This is a genomic window from Dyadobacter sp. CY326, assembly GCF_021390515.1.
Classification (GTDB): Bacteria; Bacteroidota; Bacteroidia; order Cytophagales; family Spirosomataceae; genus Dyadobacter.
Genome location: NZ_JAJUXI010000002.1, coordinates 872,592 through 894,723, shown reverse-complemented (window position 1 = coordinate 894,723; position 22,132 = coordinate 872,592). Strand labels below are relative to the sequence as shown.

At 44.5% G+C, this 22,132-nt stretch carries 24 protein-coding genes; 6 read left to right on the top strand and 18 right to left on the bottom strand.

Annotation, left to right across the window (positions count from 1 at the left end; all coding sequences use genetic code 11):
- Nucleotides 1-9 precede the first annotated feature (9 nt).
- Nucleotides 10-366, bottom strand: coding sequence for a cupin domain-containing protein (locus LZG73_RS04385; RefSeq protein ID WP_233846431.1), 357 nt, complete (start codon nucleotides 364-366; stop codon nucleotides 10-12).
- A gap of 129 nt (nucleotides 367-495) precedes the next feature.
- On the opposite strand from LZG73_RS04385, the gene LZG73_RS04380 reads away from it, so the two are divergent.
- Nucleotides 496-1,290, top strand: coding sequence for a hypothetical protein (locus LZG73_RS04380; protein ID WP_233846429.1), 795 nt, complete (start codon nucleotides 496-498; stop codon nucleotides 1,288-1,290).
- Between the two features lie 15 nt (nucleotides 1,291-1,305).
- On the opposite strand, the gene kduI is transcribed toward LZG73_RS04380, so the two are convergent.
- A complete protein-coding gene (kduI, locus tag LZG73_RS04375; protein ID WP_233846427.1) occupies nucleotides 1,306-2,136 on the bottom strand; it encodes a 5-dehydro-4-deoxy-D-glucuronate isomerase in 831 nt (276 codons plus the stop codon).
- A gap of 43 nt (nucleotides 2,137-2,179) precedes the next feature.
- Complete coding sequence (locus tag LZG73_RS04370) at nucleotides 2,180-2,950, bottom strand: SDR family oxidoreductase (RefSeq protein WP_255697004.1); 771 nt, start codon at nucleotides 2,948-2,950, stop codon at nucleotides 2,180-2,182.
- A 278-nt stretch (nucleotides 2,951-3,228) separates the two neighbouring features.
- Between LZG73_RS04370 and LZG73_RS04365 the strand changes: the two genes are divergently transcribed.
- The 3 genes from LZG73_RS04365 to LZG73_RS04355 all read left to right on the top strand — a co-directional run bounded on the left by LZG73_RS04365 (nucleotide 3,229) and on the right by LZG73_RS04355 (nucleotide 6,105).
- Nucleotides 3,229-4,263 (top strand): LacI family DNA-binding transcriptional regulator, encoded by a 1,035-nt coding sequence (locus LZG73_RS04365; RefSeq protein WP_233846425.1) that lies wholly within the window; start codon nucleotides 3,229-3,231, stop codon nucleotides 4,261-4,263.
- Nucleotides 4,264-4,286: 23 nt separating this feature from the next.
- Nucleotides 4,287-4,763: an NUDIX hydrolase gene (locus tag LZG73_RS04360; protein WP_233846423.1), complete on the top strand. Its 477-nt coding sequence runs from the start codon at nucleotides 4,287-4,289 to the stop codon at nucleotides 4,761-4,763.
- A 181-nt stretch (nucleotides 4,764-4,944) separates the two neighbouring features.
- The gene (locus LZG73_RS04355) at nucleotides 4,945-6,105 is read left to right on the top strand and encodes a methionine aminotransferase (protein ID WP_233846421.1); all 1,161 of its coding nucleotides are present in this window, start codon (nucleotides 4,945-4,947) and stop codon (nucleotides 6,103-6,105) included.
- 16 nt (nucleotides 6,106-6,121) lie between these two features.
- On the opposite strand, the gene LZG73_RS04350 is transcribed toward LZG73_RS04355, so the two are convergent.
- Nucleotides 6,122-7,357 (bottom strand): FtsX-like permease family protein, encoded by a 1,236-nt coding sequence (locus LZG73_RS04350; protein ID WP_233846420.1) that lies wholly within the window; start codon nucleotides 7,355-7,357, stop codon nucleotides 6,122-6,124.
- Nucleotides 7,358-7,497: 140 nt separating this feature from the next.
- Here LZG73_RS04350 and nadE point away from each other — a divergent pair, with 140 nt between their 5' ends.
- Nucleotides 7,498-9,558, top strand: coding sequence for an NAD(+) synthase (nadE, locus tag LZG73_RS04345; RefSeq protein ID WP_233846418.1), 2,061 nt, complete (start codon nucleotides 7,498-7,500; stop codon nucleotides 9,556-9,558).
- Here the strand turns inward: nadE and LZG73_RS04340 are convergent.
- From LZG73_RS04340 to LZG73_RS04330, 3 genes are read right to left on the bottom strand one after another with little or no spacing between them, the layout of a single operon-like run.
- On the bottom strand, nucleotides 9,555-11,342 hold the full coding sequence (locus LZG73_RS04340; RefSeq protein ID WP_233846416.1) for an STN and carboxypeptidase regulatory-like domain-containing protein: 1,788 nt from the start codon (nucleotides 11,340-11,342) through the stop codon (nucleotides 9,555-9,557). The genes nadE and LZG73_RS04340 overlap by 4 nt on opposite strands.
- Before the next feature lie 46 nt (nucleotides 11,343-11,388).
- A complete protein-coding gene (locus LZG73_RS04335) occupies nucleotides 11,389-12,432 on the bottom strand; it encodes a FecR family protein (RefSeq protein ID WP_233846414.1) in 1,044 nt (347 codons plus the stop codon).
- Between the two features lie 2 nt (nucleotides 12,433-12,434).
- Nucleotides 12,435-13,028, bottom strand: a complete 594-nt coding sequence (locus tag LZG73_RS04330) for an RNA polymerase sigma-70 factor (protein WP_233846412.1) — start codon at nucleotides 13,026-13,028, stop codon at nucleotides 12,435-12,437.
- A gap of 243 nt (nucleotides 13,029-13,271) precedes the next feature.
- On the opposite strand from LZG73_RS04330, the gene LZG73_RS04325 reads away from it, so the two are divergent.
- Nucleotides 13,272-13,988: a head GIN domain-containing protein gene (locus LZG73_RS04325; RefSeq protein WP_233846410.1), complete on the top strand. Its 717-nt coding sequence runs from the start codon at nucleotides 13,272-13,274 to the stop codon at nucleotides 13,986-13,988.
- A gap of 3 nt (nucleotides 13,989-13,991) precedes the next feature.
- Here LZG73_RS04325 and LZG73_RS04320 read toward each other — a convergent pair whose 3' ends face one another.
- From LZG73_RS04320 to LZG73_RS04270, 11 genes are all read right to left on the bottom strand, one after another.
- The gene (locus LZG73_RS04320; protein WP_233846408.1) at nucleotides 13,992-14,708 is read right to left on the bottom strand and encodes a M15 family metallopeptidase; all 717 of its coding nucleotides are present in this window, start codon (nucleotides 14,706-14,708) and stop codon (nucleotides 13,992-13,994) included.
- Nucleotides 14,709-14,769: 61 nt separating this feature from the next.
- A complete protein-coding gene (locus tag LZG73_RS04315; RefSeq protein ID WP_233846406.1) occupies nucleotides 14,770-15,819 on the bottom strand; it encodes a LiaF transmembrane domain-containing protein in 1,050 nt (349 codons plus the stop codon).
- 3 nt (nucleotides 15,820-15,822) lie between these two features.
- On the bottom strand, nucleotides 15,823-16,008 hold the full coding sequence (locus tag LZG73_RS04310) for a LiaI-LiaF-like domain-containing protein (RefSeq protein ID WP_233846404.1): 186 nt from the start codon (nucleotides 16,006-16,008) through the stop codon (nucleotides 15,823-15,825).
- 47 nt (nucleotides 16,009-16,055) lie between these two features.
- Nucleotides 16,056-16,709 (bottom strand): PspC domain-containing protein, encoded by a 654-nt coding sequence (locus LZG73_RS04305; protein WP_233846402.1) that lies wholly within the window; start codon nucleotides 16,707-16,709, stop codon nucleotides 16,056-16,058.
- Between the two features lie 151 nt (nucleotides 16,710-16,860).
- A complete protein-coding gene (locus tag LZG73_RS04300) occupies nucleotides 16,861-17,484 on the bottom strand; it encodes a hypothetical protein (protein ID WP_233846400.1) in 624 nt (207 codons plus the stop codon).
- Nucleotides 17,485-17,509: 25 nt separating this feature from the next.
- Nucleotides 17,510-17,767 carry a DUF2442 domain-containing protein gene (locus tag LZG73_RS04295; RefSeq protein WP_233846398.1) on the bottom strand — a complete coding sequence of 86 codons (258 nt, stop codon included), beginning with the start codon at nucleotides 17,765-17,767 and terminating at the stop codon, nucleotides 17,510-17,512.
- Complete coding sequence (locus tag LZG73_RS04290) at nucleotides 17,764-18,066, bottom strand: DUF4160 domain-containing protein (RefSeq protein WP_233846396.1); 303 nt, start codon at nucleotides 18,064-18,066, stop codon at nucleotides 17,764-17,766. The genes LZG73_RS04295 and LZG73_RS04290 overlap by 4 nt, the downstream gene beginning before the upstream one ends.
- A 118-nt stretch (nucleotides 18,067-18,184) precedes the next feature.
- Nucleotides 18,185-19,324, bottom strand: coding sequence for an aldose epimerase family protein (locus tag LZG73_RS04285; protein WP_233846395.1), 1,140 nt, complete (start codon nucleotides 19,322-19,324; stop codon nucleotides 18,185-18,187).
- 36 nt (nucleotides 19,325-19,360) lie between these two features.
- Nucleotides 19,361-20,539: a galactokinase gene (locus LZG73_RS04280; protein ID WP_233846393.1), complete on the bottom strand. Its 1,179-nt coding sequence runs from the start codon at nucleotides 20,537-20,539 to the stop codon at nucleotides 19,361-19,363.
- Nucleotides 20,540-20,559: 20 nt separating this feature from the next.
- The gene (locus tag LZG73_RS04275) at nucleotides 20,560-21,501 is read right to left on the bottom strand and encodes a D-2-hydroxyacid dehydrogenase (RefSeq protein WP_233846391.1); all 942 of its coding nucleotides are present in this window, start codon (nucleotides 21,499-21,501) and stop codon (nucleotides 20,560-20,562) included.
- 45 nt (nucleotides 21,502-21,546) lie between these two features.
- A complete protein-coding gene (locus LZG73_RS04270; RefSeq protein ID WP_233846389.1) occupies nucleotides 21,547-22,131 on the bottom strand; it encodes a hypothetical protein in 585 nt (194 codons plus the stop codon).
- Nucleotide 22,132: the final 1 nt, after the last annotated feature.

Genomic DNA, 22,132 nt, shown 5'->3' with positions numbered 1-22,132 from the left:
ACAAAGGAATTATATTGTTGGCGTTTTGACAAAATCTGCCCGCATTGGATTGAAAATGTCCACGAGTAAACCTGCTTCCAGGCACAATGCCCCGTGCACCACATCGGGCGGAATGTAATATGCGTCGCCGCCCTTCAGAATGCCCTTCTTTTCACCAATGGTTATCTCAAATTTCCCGCTTTCCACATAACTCATTTGCGTGTGAAAGTGGCTGTGCAAAGTCCCTATGCCGCCTTTTTCAAAAGCAACTTTCACCATCATCAAATTATCATCATAAGCCATAATCTTGCGCTTCAAACCCCCACCAAGTTCCTCCCATGGAATGTCCGCATCATCAATAAACTGCCTGCCTTTTACGTCTATCATTTTAAATATTTCTTTGAATTGTATAGCTGTTTACCGAAAAATTAGTGTGATGCGCCTATTGCTCACTTCCGACATTTGTTATAGATAAAGTCGCTAAACTAGCTCAAGCATCCTTATTATAAATCACATATGACAGAATTTGCAGAGGTAAAAAAATTTTCTATTCCGGCTCCAAATGATTGGACCTGCTTCGGATCACCAGTGCATTTCGAAAATTTACCGCAAATACACAAAGACCAAATTTTTTTCTTAAACATTAATGCGTCGAACCAAGTTTTAGATTTTTTGAGGAATTCCGGTATGATAAATGGGTATGGCCAATCTAAATACCATCCCTTAACATGGCAACCATTTTTGCCGACCTATTTTCAATCAATTAAGAAACTGTTTTTATTATACAATGAAAAGGAAGTTAAAAAATGGTTGTTCGACAGTCACATACGCTTCAAGCAAAATGTGTTTTTAATTACGGACTCAGAATACGTTGTTTTTACTTCTTGGAAGATTATAGTGAAGTATTCCAACATAATCTTTGCAAAAAATTATGCTATCGTTTTTGACGAATCTAGAAATTGGTGTCTCTACAATGGTAATGGTCAACTTTATTTTGGTGAAAATAATATGTCGTACAAATCAGCAAAGGCCAAATCATTTAAAGTCATAGAGTCTTATAATCTTGCAAAAATTGGGCTCTTAGTTTCTTTTGATTGCGGTAATGCTTTATTAAAAAAAGATGATATTCTATTTTCGAATTCCACAGCATCCGAATGGACAGTGATAAAGGAATATAACCCAACTGCCGATCCCTCAACTTTATTTCTGCATACAAACAATGTGAATGCTAGGGGTAAATTTTATTTACTTATGGCAACTGGAGGCAATCACAGGCCGACAAAAGGCGAAATTTTGCTGCTAAAAGATTGATCCAACATAAACCACTTATCTAATTTCACTTATCGCCACCGGATCCATGTCTGTGTAATCGCTGTTTTCGCCAGCCATGCCCCAGATGAAAGAATAACTGGATGTGCCGCAGCCTGAGTGAATGGACCAGGGCGGGGAAATGATCGCTTGTCGGTTGGAAAGCCAGAGATGTCGTGTTTCCGAGGACTCGCCCATTAAATGCAAAACGCGCTGATTGTCAGGAACATCAAAATAGCAATAGGCTTCCATGCGCCTGTCGTGAACGTGGGCCGGCATGGTGTTCCAAACGCTCCCCGTGTTCAAAACCGTCAGTCCCATTACAAGTTGCGCACTTTGAATTCCGGCTGCGTGAATGTATTTGTAAATCGTCCTGTGGTTGGAAGTTTCCATACTGCCCATCGTTGTCGGCGCGGCGTCTTCTTTTGTGAAAAGTCGTGCTGGAAAGGAGGCGTGTGCGGGCGACGACAAAAGATAAAAGACGGCTGGATCGGCTGCATTTTCGCTCGAAAATGTAACTTCTTTGGTCCCTTTCCCTATGTAAACGCAACCCAGTTTGCTGATTTCAAAACTGTCATTTTCCGTTTTGACAAACCCTTTGCCTCCAATATTGATAACGCCAATTTCCCTTCTTTCCAAAAAATACGCTGCTTTCAGCGAATCGTAAGTTTCCAGTTTCAGCTCGCCATGAACTGGAATTGCTCCGCCTATCATGACGCGGTCGTAATGCGTATAGACGAAGCTTATTTTGTCATTTATAAAAATGTTTTCTATCAAAAAATTCTCTCGCAAAGCTTCCGTATTCATCTGGGAAACTTCCTTGCGGCTGCTTTCAAATCTTATTTGCATGGGTTAAATGTTAGCTGCGTTGATAATTTAGATTTTGGGCTAATCACCTACCCATCCATCCGCCGTCCACTGTTAAAATGGTGCCGTTGACATAGCTGGAAGCGTCAGACGCCAGAAACACGGTCGGTCCTTTGAAATCTTCGGGCATGCCCCACCTGCCTGCTGGAATGCGGTCGAGAATGGATTTGCTTCTCACCGGGTCGTTGCGCAAAGCTTCCGTGTTGTCGGTGTTGATGTAACCCGGTGCTATGCCGTTGACGTTCACGCCTTTGCCTGCCCATTCATTGGCCAGAGCCTTGATCAATCCGCCAATGGCGCTTTTGGAAGCCGTATAACCCGGGACATTGATGCCACCCTGGAATGTGAGGAGCGAGGCCGTGAAAATGATTTTCCCATATCCACGCGCAATCATTTCTTTCCCAAATTCTCGGGATAAAATATAAGGTGCATCCAGATTGATATTGAGCACTTTATCCCAATAATCATCCGAATGCGAAGCGGCGGGTTCGCGGAGAATGATGCCTGCGTTATTGACCAGAATATCGATCTGCGTGTGCGCGCTTTTGACATTTTGAATGAATGCATAAATGCTCTCGCGATTGCCTAGATCTGCCTGAAACGGATAAAACTTTCTCCCGGCAGCACCAATGGATTTTTGAATGTCGCTGTTCTCGGAAACTTGTGAAGAGGAAACGCCAATGATGTCTGCGCCAGCTTCTGATAGCGCCTCGGCCATTGCCTTTCCGATTCCGCGGTTATAGCCGGTTATAAGGGCCGTTTTTCCGGTCAGGTCAAATAATTTGGATATGCTCATTTAAATAGATTGGCAAATTGTGTTATTCGGGGTAGACCCTAAAAATTGCGTCGATCTTGGTAGACCCTGGGCCATGGCAGTTTAGGCCGAATAGTTAGAATTATCAAATAATGGATTGTCTTTTTTTGTGCAATCGTTATCGGGAACGTTATCAGTTGCCATGCGGCATCAAACAACTCGGGTTCCGTTTCCATATTCAGGCCCATTTTTGTACATTGACTTGATGTTGGATAAAGTATATTTAATCAAACATTAAGTTGGAATAAACCAATTTTTCTTTGGAGACTATCACAATCAAGGACATTGCCAAAGCGCTGGGACTTTCGACTTCAACGGTTTCACGTGCGTTGCGCAACAGCTATGAAATTAATCCGGAAACCAAGAAACTGGTGATGGAATATGCGGAGCGAATGAACTATCGGCCCAATCCTATTGCGCTGAGTTTGAGGGATAGCAAGAGCAAGTCCATTGGGGTTATCATTCCCGAAATTGCCAATCATTTTTTCTCGCAATTGATCAATGGCATTGAATCGATTGCATATAATTTGGGATATCATGTTGTGATTTTCCAGAGTCACGAATCTTACGAGCGCGAAGTTGCAAACACGAATTATCTCGTTTCCAGGAAAGTCGACGGCCTGCTGATTTCCTTATCGAGTCTTACCACAAATCTCTTCCATTTTCAGGATCTCATGGAGCGGGGTTTGCCCATAGTTTTTCTGGATCGCGTGCCGAATGAAATCGAAACGCATAAGGTCGTTGTTAACAATTTTTCAGGGAGTTATCAGGCGACGGAACATTTGATCAAATCGGGCAGGAAACGCATTGCGCATTTGACGAGCCCCATTTATTTATCCATCACAGCCGAGCGGCTTGCCGGTTACAAGCAGGCATTGGAAGACAATGGCATTGCATTTGACGAGTCGTATGTCAAATATTGCTATCATGGCGGCAAAGTGGTGAGTGAAAATGAAACGGCCGTGCAGGAAATGTTGGAACTTCCGGAGCCACCAGACGCGATTTTTACAGCCAGCGATCGCCTTACGACGGGTTGTATGGCTGTTTTACAAAAAAATAAAATCAAAATTCCGGAACAGATTGCCATTGTTGGTTTTACCAATATCAGTGTTGCCGAGCTTTTGAACCCGCCGCTTACGGCCGTGGTGCAGCCCGCCATGGAAATGGGTCAACAGGCTGTTGACCTTTTGATCAGGCTCATTGAGCATCCGCAGAAAACAAATGTTTTTGAAACAAGATCGCTAAAAACATCGCTGATCATCCGCGAATCTTCGATTGGAAAACAGGAAATTTAGGGAACATTAATTGTTTTAATCAAATGATCAGTTTGGCTATTGATGGTGCATTGTTCAATTATCGGGTGGCCGGGGTTGCTGTGCTGGAAGGGAAAGTGCTTTTGCACAAAACGCCAAGCGATAATTTTTGGAGCCTTCCGGGCGGCCGCGCGTCACTTTTTGAGTTTTCGAAAGACACATTGGTCAGGGAAATGATGGAGGAAACGAGCATGCATATTGAAGTGCAGGAATTGCTCTGGATCTCCGAAAATTTCTTCATTTACAATGGCACGAAGCATCACGAGCTGGGTTTTTATTACAAAATGGCAATCACCGATTTGAAAGATCAGCAGGATTTTATCGGTGTAGAAGGCGACAGCGAGTTGCTTTTCAAATGGCATCCCATTGCCGACATTGCTTCCATTCGCATTTATCCCGAATTTTTAGCAGAAGAATTATCTCAAAATTCGCTTCGGGTAAAGCAGTTTACGTCGGATTTTCAGAATTTGGATCGGCTGTAATTTGGCCAGGGAATGAATTCTTGCATGTTGACAAATCCCGGAGGGATGTGACGACATACATATTGTGGTGGTAAAATTTCCGGGAAACGGTGTCGCTAATCATTCGTAATGCCTGTTATTCTTATATTTGAAGGTTACGGGCAACTGTCCCGCACACATTCATTCACTTTCCTGATCTTTTATGCTTGCAAAGGCTGCGATTCGCTCCAAGCTTCCCCGCGTTGGGACAACGATTTTTACCAAAATGTCAAAACTGGCCGAAGAGCATAAGGCCATCAATCTTGCGCAAGGATTTCCGGAATTTGATTGTGAGCCTGCATTGCAAAGGTTGGTTACCAAATATTTATCCCAAGGCAAAAATCAATACGCGCCAATGGCGGGCGTGATGAAATTGCGGGAAGCCATTTCAAAAAAGGTTTTTACGGCAACCAACAAAGAATATCACCCTGAAACTGAAATAACGATCACTAGCGGCGCGACGGAGGCTTTGTATGTTGCCATAACCGCCGTCGTGCATCCGGGAGACGAAGTGATCGTATTTGAACCTGCATATGACAGTTATGTGCCTGCTATTGAGCTCAATGGCGGAACGCCGGTGTTCGTGACATTGCATCCGCAATATGAGTCGATTGACTGGGACGTTGTTCGTTCCAAAATCAGTCCCAAAACGAAGGCAATAATCATCAACACGCCGCATAATCCAACTGGCAACGTTTGGAAACTGACTGATTTACAGCAATTAGCGGCACTCGCCGAGAAACACGACCTGACTGTGATCAGCGATGAGGTTTATGAGCACATTATTTTTGACGGAAGAGAACACATTTCTGCTGCCTCTATTCCGGCGCTGGCCAAGCGCACATTTCTGTGCGGATCATTTGGGAAAACTTTTCATACAACCGGCTGGAAAATAGGTTACTGCCTTGCTCCCAAAGAAATGTCAGTAGAATTTAGGAAAATCCACCAATTTCTGGTTTTCAGCGTGGTAACGCCCATTCAGTTTGCATTGGCCGATTATCTGGAAGATCCAACGCACTATCTCGGCCTTTCGGCTTTTTATCAACAAAAGAGGGATTTGTTTATTAATGCAATTAAGGACGTTGGATTCACTTTGCGACCTTCGGAAGGAAGCTTTTTCCAGAATGTCACTTACGAAAATCTGACCGATGAGAATGACCGGCAACTGGCTGAAAGACTGACCATTGAAGCTGGCGTTGCATCCATTCCTGTGTCGGCGTTTTATGATCAGGTGACGAATTATCAGACGCTGCGGTTTTGTTTTGCCAAAAACGATGAGACACTTTTGCGGGCAGCTGAATTGCTGGGCAAAGTGACTTGGTAAGTGAATTCGCGTCCCGCTATTTTTTGAATAAAAGCGCGCGGATCGGCTGAATTTTCGTGATAATCAGCGTTGGAATCAGCAGAATTAAGCCGGAAATAATGACCGTTATGACATTGACCATGATAAAAATCGGCCAGTCGAACACGATGGGAACCGTGTCCATGTAATAATTGGTCGGATCGAGCGCAATGACGCTGAATTTGTATTGGATCCAGCAAACGAGCAGACCGACAATGTTTCCGATGATCAATCCGCGTCTCACCATATAAAGTCCAACGCGCAGAAAAACCCTTCTGATTTGCTTGTTTGGGCTTCCCAATGTTTTCAAAAGCCCGATTAACGGCGTCCTTTCCATGATCATTACGAGCAAAATCGAGATCATGTTAAAGCATGCAACGAAGAGGATAAGGCTGAGGAAAACGGCTGTGTTGCGGTCTAACAATAGCAGCCAGTCAAAAATTTGCGGAAAAAGGCTGGTTACGCGCTGCAAATAGAAAGTTGGCGGCAATAACCTTCTGAGTTGCGCCGCGATTTCATCTATTTTTTCAAAATCGTTTAAATAAACTTCATAAGTGCCTATGGTGTCGTGTCCCCAGCCATTGAGCCGCTGAACGAGCGTAATGTCGCCAATGATCAGGTTGTTATCGAACTCTTCCATCTGTGTATCATAAATGCCTGATACAGTGAGCTTACGCGGTCTTGGCGGGTTTTGCAGCGAATACATAATCACGTCGTCACCAGCTTTGAGGCGCAATTGCGAAGCGATTTTTTTACTGATCAGGATTTCCGAGGAATAGCCATATTTGATTGAAGTCGAATCTTTTCCCGATATCAACTTTCCCGAAACCATGCTTTTCCGAAATGTCGCCCAGTCATAATCCTTACCAACGCCTTTGAGCACAACGCCTTTGATTTCATCCGTCGTTTTCAAAATTCCTGATTTGTGCGCCACGGCTTGCCAGCGTTTGACGCCGGGAATGGTGGGCAACAGGTCTGAAACCGGGTTTTTAATGCTGAGCGGGCCCTCTTCGTAAGTGTTCCCTACTGAAAAAGAGGCTATATTAATGTGCGCACCGAAAAGAAAAATCTTCTCCCGGATGGTTTGCTTAAAACCCAGTAAAACCGAAAATGCAATAATCCCAACCGCGACCCCAATGGCAATGCTGGCAACTCCAATGCGTGAAACTGTGGCAGAAAATGACCCCGCTTCGTTATGCCGGATGCGTTTTGCGATGAATGAGGGGAATTGCAAGAGGAATCTGTTGTTTAATTTTTATGTTTGGCAAAAATAGGGAAAAACTTTGCCGGTATGCACACGCATTTTTTTATTAAGTTGCCGGCACAACGTTTGTGGGAAAGGTCGAACGCGTTCCATTAATCAGTACAGTTTTTATGCCATTGATCAAAGTAGCTTCCGGAGTAGTGAATCAAACGCCTATGGCGTGGGAAGGCAATACGAGGAATATCATAAATGCAATAAATGAAGCAAGAAGACAGCAGGTAAGTCTGCTTTGTTTGCCGGAATTGTGCATTTCGGGTTATGGTTGCGAGGACTATTTTTTCGCGCCCGATCTTGTAGAACAGGCGCAGCAATGCCTGCTTGAAATTGTCCAGGAAACAGCGGGAATGCTCGTTGCAGTGGGCTTGCCAGTTCGGCATAATGGCAGCATTTACAATGCGGCTTGTCTAATTTCCAACAAGCAGATCCTTGGTTTTTATTGTAAACACAATCTTGCAAACAATGGCATTCATTATGAAGCACGGTGGTTTCGGCCGTGGCAGCCGGGCATTGTAGAAAGCATTGAGGTGAATCAAATGTTGTATCCGATCGGTGATGTCCTTTTTGATATTGCTATCGGTCCGGTTCAGGGCGGCTCTAATAATGTTAAAATAGGTTTTGAAATTTGTGAAGACGGCTGGGTTTCCAATCGCCCCGCGCGCAGGCTTTACGACCGGGGCGTTGACATCATCCTGAACCCGAGCGCCAGCCACTTTGCGTTTAACAAGTTTTTGACGCGTGAAAAGCTGGTTGTAGATGCGTCGCGCGCATTTTCATGCAGTTATATTTATACAAATTTGCTTGGTAATGAGGCGGGCAGAGCGATATATGATGGTGATTCCATGATCGCGTCCAACGGCGATTTGCTGGCTTCAAGCCCGCGGTTCAGTTATGAGGATTTTTTGATCACGACAGCCATTATCGACACTGAAAATACGCGCCTGAGCCAGGTTCAAAGCAAAATTGCGATTGGCACAAAAGACAGAACGTGGCGCGTTCCCGGGCGGTTCGACTTCCCGGACATTGATCCGATTCTATCACAGGTTCCTGACATTGAGCCTTTTGAAAAAGGCGGCGCTTTGAAGGAAGAGGAGTTTGCGCGTGCAGTTTGTCTGGCTTTATTTGATTATCTGCGAAAAAGTCGCTCCAATGGTTTTACGATTTCCCTTTCAGGCGGCGCGGATTCGTGTGCTTGCACTGCGCTTTGCGGACTGATGATCAGGCTGGCGGATGAAAGCATTGGCATGGACCGGTTCAAAGAAAAGTTATCTTACATTAAAGACATCCAGTCTGCGCAAACGGAAGAAGATCTGGCACTGGTGTTGGTTCACAACATTTATCAAGGAACGGAAAACAGCTCGACGGACACATTGGAATCGGCGCAATCGCTTGCAGAATCTATTGGCTCAACATTCTATAACATCAATATCAATGGCCTTGTCGAGACTTACAAAGGGTTGATTGAAGAGCAGATTGACCGCAAACTGACCTGGGAGCAGGACGATATTGCTTTGCAAAATATTCAGGCGCGGGTGCGTGCGCCGGGCGTTTGGTTGCTTACGAACCTGGCCAATCACCTGTTGCTGGCCACTTCAAACCGCTCGGAAGTGGCGGTGGGTTATGCGACAATGGATGGCGACACGGCTGGGAGCATTAGTCCGTTGGCTGGCATTGACAAGCATTATTTGCGTCAATGGCTTCGGTGGCTGGAAACGGCAGGTTGCGAAGTAAAAGGCAAGCATATCAAAATTGAAGGCCTTAGGAAAGTAAACAGCTTGCAGCCAACTGCTGAACTGCGACCGCTTGCGCAGACACAGACGGATGAAGCGGATTTAATGCCCTATGAATTTTTAAATGTGCTGGAAAAGCTTGCGATTCGTGATAAAAAATCTCCGCTTGAATCTTATCGGAATCTAATCGTTAGATATAAAGGACTTTATACAGCAGAGCAAATTTTGGGTTGGACCGAGCGTTTCTTTAAGCTGTGGAGCCGGAATCAATGGAAACGTGAGCGTTATGCGCCTTCTTTCCATTTGGATGACCTGAATCTGGACCCAAGAACGTGGTGCAGGTTTCCGATCTTATCAGGCGGTTTTGAGAAAGAATTAAATGAGTTGCGCGAACATGCAGGCGGTGGCGCGTCGCAGAACGGTCGGAAGCGAATCGGTTTCTAGTAAGATATATTGCAGAACCGGATTCCGGCCTGCACGCCAACCCAGCCATATTCGGTGCGAGAATTGTTGGGTTTACCGCCAATCCAGATCGGCTTGAAACTGGCCGATTTGTCCGTATCCATCAAGCCGGATTGATCTCCGGCGAGCAGATTAACCGACGGTCCGGCGAATAAGGCGAAGGTTTTCCCAAGTTTTTTCTCAATTGCAATGGTTCCTCGGAACAGGCCGATGCCAACGTCTTCGATTTTCTGATCTTTGAGAATGACGAGATTAGCCGTGAAATCTGCATTAAGGGCCCAGCCTTTGCCTAATGCTTGCGCAGTTCCAAGTCCATAACCGAGCGTTACGAGCGGCTTATTGTCAAGCAAGCCATTGAAACCCAGATTGAAAATGTTGTAAAATCTGCTCACGCCCGTTTTGAATGCTGTGCCGAAATAATTGAATTCATCAGTCGAAAATTCATAACGCCGATAACCGTCCAATCTGACATAGCTGAGAATCCCGAATGGAGCCGTGGCCGAGGATTCAGCATAATTTACAAATCCGATCTGGTGACCGCTCCGCACCGTGTTAGCATAATTGTAGCCGAGCGAAAGTTGGTAACCTTCCAAATTGCCGACAATTACATTTCCTACGCCAGCAACTTGGAATCCTTTGAAATTTTTCCCGACATAATTGATAAAATTGGTGCCTTGAAAACCGTTCACGCTGCCTAGCGTGAGGTTGAGGAAGTTCGCATATTGAAAGCCGCTCACATCTTTTCCAACAATGTTACTGACTCCGGCCAATTGAAAACCGTTGACATTGCCGCGAACGACATTCAGCAAGCTGCCGACTTCTAATTTGTTGACCCCCAGTGAATAACCTGCAATCAAGTTGATTGAATAATCGTTGACAATGTTTCCGCTCAATTCATGGTTTGTTCCCAAAAATGGCAAAATCGATGCCTGGAAATGCCTGTATAACGTGTCTTCAATGTTCCTTGTGTGAATCGCCTGCTTGGCCGACGCAAATGCACTTACGAAGCGGCTTTGCACTTTTCGATAAGTGGTTTTGAACTTCTCTGATTCCCGGGCAACATTGAATTCAGGTCTGCCGCCAGTTTTTTCAGGAATTGTATCAGCCTCTGAGTCAGCCACTGCCACGGCTTCAAATTGCGGAATTGCTACTTTGTGGTGCAGCGAATCTTTCCTCGAAACAGCGCGGGCCGACTTCCCCGAAAGTGGCTTTAATGTGTCTGGGCTGAGCTTGATTTGTAAATATTTATCCTCTCTGCTGGCAATTGAAATGGTTTTTCCAATGTAATCTTCCTTTCTGACTTCGAGCCGGACGGCAGTTAACGAAGCTGGCAAGCGGATTTTGTAATAACCATATTGATTGCTGACGGTGGATGCAAGCGTCGCAGCTTCGTAAATACTGGCATTCGCGAGTTTTTTGCCCGTCTTCGTATCAATGATGTAACCGTTTAGGTTGAAGTTTTCAGGTTTTTCCTCAGCAGGTGCATCAACTTTTTGTAAAATAATATATTTACGACGCTCCTTGAATGTGACTTTATCTTTGAAAATAGCGGTTAAAATTTCTCTAACACTTTGATTATTTGCCTGAATAGAAACTTTGCCTTTCACATCGATCATGTCCGGGCTGTAAGAGAAACTGAACCCACCGAGATCGCCGATTTTTTGCAGCGTTTCATCGAGCGGACGATTGGTAACATTGAGTGAAATCCGCCTTTCTAGCAAATCCTGGCCATTCGTAATGCAGGCAATGCACATTAGACAAAGCATCAGAAGGCTGGTTTTAAAATCCATCGCCTCCCGAAACTTTGTAAAGCTAGAGATTCTGTTGACAACCATTTCCGTCAAGCCAGTAAGTTTTTCCTTCTTTTCTGAGGTCGAGATCCAGCGTTTCGGCAATCACCGAAAGTGTCGCATCCACAGGCTCTTTTTCGAAGCGTATCGTCAGCCTGCATTGCGCAATCTGCTGATTCGACAACCTGACATCAACATGGTAACCGTCTCGAATTGAGGCGATAATCTCGTTAAGGTCGGCTGCCGTGAAGTCGTAAACCTGCGTGCGATAGCTGAGCACATTCATGTTGGCTTCGAAGCTTCTGATCGTGTCGGCGAGCACTTCTGCACCTTGTCCTTTCACAAGCTGAATTCTTTTAGAGGCTTTGCTAACTTGCACCTTGCCCGTGGAAACGTCCACACGAACAGGCGATTTTTGATAAGCCTTAACATTGAATGACGTTCCTAAAACGCGTATTTCCGTTCCATTGGCGTCGATCACGAAGGGATGGGCGGCGTCAGGTTTTACATCAAAAAAAGCCTCGCCCTGCAAGGAGACGGTTCGCAGGTCTCCATCAAAATTGGCCGGATAAGTCAAAGAAGAATTGTAATTGAGAAAGACTTTGGTGCCATCAGGCAGCACTTTTTCACTCGTATTATTTGCCGTTGCGATCCGCTGCTGGTCGTCCGACCCATTGGATTGGAAATAAAACCAACCAAACGAAAGCAGTATTAAAGCAACAATTGCGGCGGCCCAGAGGCTTAAAGGCAGTTTCCGCTGGATGGTTTTGGGTGTAAATTCAATTTCACGTGCTGCTGGTTTGGGAATTTCGGGCAAAGTTGCTGGTGTCGGCTTCGCCATTTTCAGCTTCATTTTATTCCACGCAGCGTCCGTGTCAACAGGAATATTCGTCTTCGCGGCATGAGCAGAATGGTCCCAGATCAGCCTGTAAGTGGCGAGCTCGCGCTCATGCAGCGGCGACTGGGCTAGCCAAAGATTAACGTGTTCAATTTCTTGTTCGGAGGCCGTTTCTGCCAGATAACGTGCTAACAGCTCTTCCGATATGTGTTCATGAGATGGGTTCATGTTTACGATCTGGTTAGCTGTTCAACAATGAAAAAAACTGGCCACAACATTCCAGGAAGATAATCCGCCAATTCTACGCGCAGTATTTTTAGTGCTTTACCAATCTGGTTTTCAACCGTTTTGATTGAAATGCCAAGCTGCTCTGCAATTTCATGATATTTTAATTCTTCGAATCGGCTCAGTCTGAAAGCTTTCTGACATTGTTCCGGCAATGTGCTCACTGCTTTTTCAATTCGCTCTTCCAATTCATTCGCATGGATGACTTCTGTAACCGATTCATAAGATTGCGCGGCAAAATTTAATGTGTGCTCCTTATGAACCTGCCGGACAGACGCGTGCTTGAAGCGGTTCAAGCAATGGTTGTGAACGGCCCGGTAAAGATATGATTTGAGTGAAAGTGTAATTTCAAGATCCTCGCGCTTTTCCCAAATCGTCAAAAAAACGGTCTGTACAACCTCTTCGGACTCTTCTTCGTCTTTGAGCAATGTGCAGGCATAATTACAAAGCCGCTGATAATAATGCCTGAAAGTCTGCTCGAAGGCTGGTTCATCACCGCGCCTTATCGCATTGACAATATCTGGGTCGGAAGCGTACACAGATCTGATATTTTGGTTTTCGGCCAAAAATAAAAAATCTCTGTCGATTAATGGTTCCCGATAAAGAATTGCTGCCGATCCCAATTGATAATGTGCTTTTTCATATGACAACTGGCCGCCTTGATCCCCCTATGTGAAAAAAAGATTTTTATTTGGATAGGGGGATGGATGGGGCCAGTTGTCTCTAACCAAACGAAATCAAGTCGTTTATTAGCCATTTTTAAAATTTACAGTCTATTAGCCATGAAACAAATACTTTTTTCTTTGTCCCTTGCTCTCTTTGCTTTTGTCTTCCAAGCCTGTGTTTATGTTGAGTCGGAGGACGACATTCCGCCCCGCGGACAAAGCACGCGAACCTATGATTTCCGCAATTTTGATGAGCTGGAAATGGGCAGTGCTTTTCATGTGAATGTAAAATCGGGCAGTTCCTTTTCGGTTTCAGCAACGGGCGAACTGAATGATCTTGATGATTTGAATGTGTTCGTTCAGGACGGTAAGTTGGTCGCGCGTTATGATGGTCCGTGGCGCAACCGCAAGAAAATGACCATTGATATTACAATGCCGGACATTGAGGCAGTTGATTTTTCGGGCGCTGTTCGGGCAAGGATAGAAGGTTTTGAAAACCTGCCTGGACTCGACATTAAGTTATCCGGCGCCACCAAATGCGACTTCGAAGGCTCAGGAAGGGAATTTAAATTTGACCTTTCGGGCGCTTCTGAGCTTAATTTGTTCGGTGAAGGCAAATATCTTGACGCCGAAGTTTCGGGCGCTTCTGAATTAAATGCATTCGACATGAAAGTGCAGGAGTCGGAATTAGAAGTGTCTGGGGCGAGCAATGCGAAGGTTTGTGTTTCCGAATTGTTGAAAGTTGACGCAAGCGGCGCGAGCAGCGTGCGCTACAAAGGCAACCCCGATCTCGACAAGAAAACTTCGGGCGGCAGCACAGTCAGACAGGATTAAGCGCTATTTGATCATTCCATATAGCGCACGCGCCTGACTTTTGGACATGCCGTCAAAATGCCACCATTCAGTCGTATTCGTCGTAAATCCAGCCTGATTCATCACTTTTCTGAGAATTTTGCGGTTGCTGATCTGCTGAGACGTAAGCTTTCCTTTTTTCAACATTTCCTCTTCAGAACGCGGATAGGCAAGGGGGCCAAAGAAATCATATTTGGTCCCCATATCCAACGGCTTTCCATTTCCATCCACAACGGTAAGGTCAACGGCACAGCCGAAATTGTGGTTAGAACCGATTTTCGGATCGGCAACGTACATTTTCTTGTCTTTTGCAGGAATTTTCAGCTGATCCAGTGCATTCCAAAGGTCATATTGCACTGAGTTTGGACGTGCTGCGTCATAAATCAACAATGTAAAATTCGGGTGTGATTTCTTTAAAAGTGCATTGGCTTTTACCAGCCTTTTGCCCATTTCTGGTTGTATATAAGCCCGGTTCAGATCTCCATAAACGTCTTTTCCAATGAAGTTGTCAGTCGTAGAATATTTAAGCTCAACTTTGATTGACGGATCTAATGTTTGAATATCCACCAATCCCTGCGCAATAATTTTTTGCTCGACATCGGCAATGGATGACTTTTTGCCTTGTGCTTTCGCGTTTTGTAAACAGGGGAAAAGGGGGCAGAGAATCAGGAATAGGCTTAAATAACGGAGCTTTTGGGGCATAAAAAAATGAATATCTTTTGCGATAAGCTGCAAAGATATTCATTTCTGTAAACGGGGTGAATTAGTATCGTTTGATGTTGATGCTTGTTAAGCCGCCTTCAAAATGGATAACGATCTTTTTATCAGCGCCTTCAAAGCCAGCTGAGCGATAAAGTCCGTTGCTAACTTTTTCCAAATCATCCATGCTTTTTGCGTTCAATGCGCCATCCATATGCATTTCGCAACCCACAGATCTGGGCAATTCAAGCGTTATCGATGCCACTCCAGCTTCAATGTCGATATTGGAATTGGCCACTTTGTCGCCCATTTTAATATCCATATCGGCAACGCCCGTGCTCACTTTCAACTTTTCAACTTTGTAATTACTAAAATCAAAATTGCCTTTTCCTGCGCCAATGCCAAGGTCAATGTTCCAAACCGGCTTCTCGTTCAATTGTATTTTCGCCTGATTTGAAATTTCTCCGTTTTTGATCTTCACATTGCCGTCTTCCATTTTAAGGTTGACCGTTGCAGAGTTGTCCAGCTTGTTAATGGATGTGTTGGACAAAAAGCCTACTACTGTGCTTTTTGTGCTCGCTTCGAACAACTTGGCCGTGTTGCCATTGAGCGTGAAAGATCCCGCGCCTCCTTCAAGATGAAAATTGGCTTTTTGAATAAAATCTTCCATTTCATACTTGTAGTTGCCATTGATAGGCCTGTTTTCACTCCGATTTTCGCTGTCATTTTCGTAGTCCTCGTCTTTGTCCTCGTCATCGTTGTTGTCATTATTATCGTCGTCATTGTCATCGTTGTGATAGCCGAAGTGACGGTCATTATCGTCATCATCCCAATTGAAGTCCCAGTTGTCCGCGTGCCGGTCGAATGCCCTGTCCGTTTTGTTAACAATGCCGCCGAGGACCGCAAGTGAGATCAGCAATCCAACCAAGCCTCCAAATCCTCTGCTCTCATTGCCTGTTGCCAATAACAAAGCTCCCGCAACGATCAGTAATACAGGCCAGTAAGGCAAAATTTCATCCCAATTTACATTGAGGAGGTTCATATTGCGAAGGAGCCAAAGTATCCCAAGTATGACCAGCAATCCACCCCAAACTATACCGCGTGAATTTTTCATCGTTTAAATGTTTGATCGGTTGGAGATATCAGAATTTATAAAATTGCGCAGCAGCAAAAGTCCGCCGGTTGTGATCAGGATAATGGGCCAGAAAAAGCGGCCAAAATCAAATGCAGTGAGTTCTTCGATTAAAAATAAAGAGCCTGCGATAATGAGGATCACTCCCCAGAAAATATTTCGAAAGTTCATGGCTATGTTTAGTTTAATGTGAAATTGATGGTGTTAACAGCTTGATTCTAATTTACTTTAATTACCTGGTCGTCGTCGTTATCCGGCTTTTTGTAATCAGGGTCTTCCGGAAAGTGTGTCGTGGTGACCGTGGACGCCGTTGGTGTAAATGGTGTATATGGTTCGGGCTCCGGATCGGGCGTGATTGGCGTCACAGGCGGCGTTGTCGGATAGACAGTTGTGTGGCCATGTTGTTCTTTGTCACGCTGGCGAAGGATCAAAAACGCACCAATTGCAATGAGAACGATCGGCCAGAAGTATTTTTTAAATTGATACCAAACCGGGAAATCATCCACTAACATGACAGCTCCAAAAAATATCAGCACACCGCCCAAAATCATCACCGTTTGATCCGACCTCTTTTTGTCCGCAGCAGGATCTACTGTTTTGGAAGCATTTGAGTCAAAAATTGGTCTGGACGGATCAGCGTCAAATGAGGTGTTTGTGGTGTAAACGGCTCCGACTGGCCCGGTAGGCAACACTGCCCATAAAATAATGTAGATAAATGCAGTCATTCCGAATGTCGGCGGAATAGGCAAGAGCAGCATTATAACGAACAGCACTCGAACTATAACAACGTCAATTTGAAAGTATTGGGCGATTCCGGAAGCAACTCCTCCAAAAACGGCCTGGTCAGGTATGCGATGCAATCTCTTTTCCATGATAAGCTTAGCGTTTATTTGTATTCAAAGGTAGTAGGTAATACAAGATACTGCAAATCGGAAAATTATTATCGGTAGGAGGGCGTGTTGAGCGGATTTATTTGAGGAGAACTATTAAGATTGCTTGTTTAAAAGGCGTTTTCAGCCGAGTTTATTGCTCTTCCAATGCTTCAAGAATGTCCATCATACTGCCAAAATCTTTGTATCCTGGCCTGATTTCGTCGCTTCCGCGCAAGGCAATGCCAATATTGGGGAATAACTCGGTTAGCGCACTTACGGTGTATTCATTGTCTAATCCAAAGCCAATCAAAATTGGATATTCGCTGCCCAGGTTGCCAAGCACTTGCATCCAATCTTCCGTCAATTGCGCTTCTTTTTCGCTTTCGAGAAGGAAGTGAGAGACTTCGCCATCATAACGGCTCAATATCGAATTGATTTCGTCCGCTTCATAAAGATCTACGCTTATCCTTAAAATCAGCGGCAGATTCAATTCACTTTTGAGATAATTTAAAAGTCCCGGCGCTTCCACCTGAACAGAATGCACAGGATAATTGGCAAGGGTCTGAATGATTTTGCCTGGGTCGGTTTCGGAAGTTTCGGCGACGAGGTTCACGCCAGCCAGCCAGGAACAGATGTCTTCAAACTTTTTTGGAGAAATATAATTTGGAGAATCTTCGTCAATTGAAAAACCAAGCATTTCAACACCCATCCCCGCACAATAACGCGCATCGGACAAATTGGTAACGTTGCTGATTTTTACTGTTCTGGTAAGCATTGGAAAAAAAATTATATCATCTACATTAAAATTGTATGTGTCCGGCGTGCAATTGTTCAACAGGAAAAATGAGGTCCCAGTTCTGTCCCCAAACCAGCGTGCCTTTTTCAATCTTGAATTTTCTGAAATGTTCCTGATTCCTGAACTTATTGTGTTGCGGATGCGCATTAGATTTCAAGAAATCTTCAAAGTCAACGATCTGTTGAGTTCCATCATTGAATTTGACCAGCACTTTATATTCAGAAATATATTCGGCATCAATAACCCTAATAACCAGTATCATAGCTTCTTTGTTATCTTAATTATTGGGACTTTCTTTTTCAATACAAAAAAATCTGTCCAGCGATTCACAATGATTTCCGCATAAACCTCAATCACCTTTCTTGCCTCTTTGTGTTGCATGGCCGGCAGCGGATCAATGCCTGGAACCAACCTTTCCCGTACGTCTTTCAATTTCCCTTCCTCGAAAAAAATCTCGAAGATTGTCTCATACTCGTTATATGAAACGTGCAGATGGATTGGTAAATGATCGTTCGAGTAGAAATAAAAAACAAGTCCAAAATATTCCAGGATCTTAGGCATATCAATATCATAGTGTGTTGGTCAAAATTACTTAAAATTTACAAAAAATAAGGACGATGACTTTCAGACCCGGTGAGTCTGTGTCATTGTCCTTATTTTTTTAACGCACTAGTGTCGGTTACTTAGCCGAAAACCGATATTTGGTTGTTGATTTGTAAGTTTCTCCGGGTTTAAGCTCGGTGGATGGGAATTGCGGTTGGTTTGGGGAGTCGGGATAGTGCTCTGTTTCCAGGCAGAAACCGAAACGCTTTACATATGTTGCGTTTTTCCCTTTTAATGTTCCATCAAGGAAGTTGCCGCTGTAAAATTGAACGGCCGGCTCGGTCGTGAAGGCTTCCAAAATCCGCCCGCTTTCAGGATCTTTTGCCGTTGCAAACAACATTAAGCCTGGTTCTGTGCGTTTTAGCACCCAGCAATGGTCATAGCCACCGCCGTTTTTGATCTGCTCATCTTCCGTTTTATTAATGCCAGCAGAAATTTTAGTGGACTTTCTGAAATCAAACGGCGTCCCTTCCACGGCACGCAGTTTTCCGGTTGGAATCAATGTCGTGTCAACCGGCACAATGCTGTCAGATTCAATTTTGACTTCGTGATCCAAAATGTCCCTTTTCAAACCTGTCAGGTTGAAGTAGGAATGGTTAGTAAGGTTTAAAACCGTTGGTTTGTCCGTTGTGGCAGTGTAATCAATGCTGAGCGAATTGTCGTTATCTAAAGTGTAAACCACTTTTACGGTCAAATTTCCAGGATAACCTTCTTCCATATCCTTGCTTGTGTATTCCAGTTGAAGGCCTACGGTTGAATCTTTGTTGATTTCAGTTGCTTTCCACAAAACTCTGTTAAAACCCTTGGTGCCGCCGTGCAAGGAGTTCGGGCCATTGTTTATGGCAAGTTTGTATTCTTGACCATTCAATTTGAATTTTCCTTTTGCAATGCGATTTCCATAACGGCCAACCAATGCGCCAAAAAACGGATTTTCTGCCAAATAAGGCGCCAGCGAATCGAAACCCAGCACAACATCCGCGAACTCACCTTTTTTATCAGGGGCCATGATCTTTGTGATAATGCCGCCATAATTCGTGATGTTCACTGTCATGCCTTTTGCATTGGTCAGTGTATAAAGGTCTGCCTCCTGGCCGTCAGGAAGTTTGCCGAAGGACTCTTTGGAAATCGTACTGATCATCTCTTCTTTGTTTGATTTGGAGCAGCTGAAAAGGAAAAAACTGGTCAGCGCAGTGAGTAAAACGAATATTCTTTTCATATTCAGCAATTGGATGTTGGTTCTGGTTAAAGGAGTTTAGAGGATTTCCTCGGTTCCTGTCGTAATTTTCACTTTGTAGCACGGAAGGTCAATCTGATATGCTTGCAGATAGGCTGCCTTCATTTTTTGTTCAAAATCATCAACGGCTTCTTTTTTGACCAAATTAATGGTGCAGCCGCCAAATCCGCCACCCATCATTCTGGCGCCAAGTACCGCAGGATCATTGATGGTCTGATCGACCAGAAAGTCTAGTTCAGGGCAGCTCACTTCATATTCATGCTGCAATCCCTGATGCGTTGCATACATTTTTTGACCAAATTCAACAAGATTTCCTTCCACCAAAAGATCGCATGCATCCTGAACGCGCTGGATTTCTTCTGTAATAAATTTGCATCTGCGATTTACAGGATCACCCAATTCATCTTTGTGCTCGGCGACGATTTCAGGCGTAACGTCGCGAAGGCTTTCAATGTCAGGATAATATTTCTTCAAAATAGAAATGCCCTTCTCGCATTCCAGTCGTCTTGTGTTGTATTCCGAGCTGGCCAGAGAATGCTTCACGCTCGTGTCGCAAAGGACCAGCAAATAATCCTGCATTGGAAATGGGAAATATTCATATTCCAATGATCTGCAATCAAGCCGGATAACGGATTCTTCCTTTCCAAATGCAGAAGCAAATTGGTCCATAATGCCGCATTGAACGCCCACATATTCGTTTTCCGCCTTTTGCGACATTTTTACAATATTGAACCGATCAAGTCCCAAGTCAAACAGCTCGTTTAAAGCAAACAAGAGACAACATTCCAATGCTGCAGAAGAGGATAATCCAGCGCCAACTGGCACATCTCCGCCAAATGTTGTTTGAAAACCGCCGATTTTAAGCCCTTTTTTATAAATCTGCTCAATAATCCCAAGCTGATAATGCGACCAGGCTTGATCCGGTTTGGAGAGGTCGTTAACATTGAATGTGTACGTTTCATCAAGATCCGCTGCATGCAAAATGACCTGATCATCTTCCCTCGGTTCAATGACGAAATAAACTGCTTTGTCAACGCTCGCGGGCAGCACAAATCCATTATTGTAATCCGTATGCTCGCCAATCAGGTTAATCCTTCCCGGCGAACGGAAAGTTCTTACTTTATCCGGATTTGATGTTTCACCAAACTTTTGAAAATACTTTCCCTTAATCCCTTCAATGATATCAGCTTGTTGCATTATGTCTAAATCTGGTGTTATTAATAGCCTTTGAGCAAATTCACTTCATTCACAATGTTCCCGCCATTTTCCATCGCAAAGATGTTGTTCAGGAATAAATCCACTTTCCCAATGTGCTCATTATTATGCCCGCCTCCGGTGTGTTGCGTGAGAATTACATTCTCCATTTGCCACAATGGGCTGTCTCCGGGTAACGGTTCTACTTCGGTTACATCCAGAACTGCGCCATCGAGCTGACCAGAATGAAGCACTGCAATCAGCGCTTGCTCGTCTGTTGTGCTGCCTCTTCCCACGCTTGCATACACGCTGTTCGCTTTCATTTTGGAAAAAAATGCCTCGTCCACAAAACGTTGCGCCGTGCCGGGAAGCGTGTTGATGACCAGATCTGCGTAAGGCAATTCATTGTATAAATCCTCTTTGCTGTGCAAATCTGCCTCCGGAGAAGTCCGTGCCATTAAATGCGTAGAACAGCCGAAGCCTTTCAAAATCGTGTTCACTGCCAATCCAATTGTGCCGGCACCTAAAATGATGACATTCTGCTGGTAAAGGATTTTTAGCTCAGCACGAAGCTTAGCGCCCACCCATTCCGATTTTTGTTTAAGCAATGTAAGCGTGTCCAGTCCGCGATACAATGCGAGCACACCGCCTACAATCGATTCGGCGCAAGGCCTTGCAAACCAGTCGCCCATATTGGCAACTTTTACACTTTCATCAATTTTTACGACAGCATATTGGTCAAATCCTGCTGAGTCCAGCTGCCAGAATTTCAGATTGGGCAATGCATCGGAAAACCATTCGATCGGAGGATTACCCAGAATATAGTTCGCATTTTTAAACTCTTCCCGGCTTTCTGCTTCGCTAGTCGTTTCGGTCCGGAAATGAACAATGTTTTGGGGTTGCAATGCCTCGCTGAGTTTGTTTCTGAGCGATTCATCCAGCATGGAATAGCAGTAAATGATCATTTGTTGTTTTTGGTTAAAGAAACAAAGTAAAGAGTTTTACCTGTGTTACGAATGCTTTTGGTTTTTAATCCTGGCCAGAATTTTCTTCCCTCTCGCACGGAATGCGGGTTTTTCAAATTCCATCGCCTCTTCAATAATTATGCCCAGTTCATTTCTAATCTCCGGATAAATTTTTGAGAAATTGTCGAGAATTGTCAGGGAAAATACGCGGATGGCGACAGGAATTTCTCTGTTTTGGATAAATGCAAAACAAATGTCCATCACTTTCCCATGCAGTTCGGCAGGAATTTCAATTTCCTGCAAAATGCGCACGCTGTTGCGGATCACGGCATCGTGGACATCGGTGCGGGGAAGCATGTCAACCAGCGTGTTAATGTGCGGTACAATCATGTCCGGGCGTTGCCGTGCCGCGATGCTCACGCTTAATGCCGCCCGCTGTGCCAGTCTGTAATCATTTGAAAGAAAGCAGTTTATGAGTTGCTGAAAGTGAGCACTGTCAAGGCAGGCATATGCGGCAACTTCCATTGCCCGCCGCTTGGACTGCATGGGATCATTCATTAATGCATTTCGAATGTTCATTTTGACGCTGGCTGGAAAAATCAAATGCTCCACCAAAGCGTGGCGGAGCATT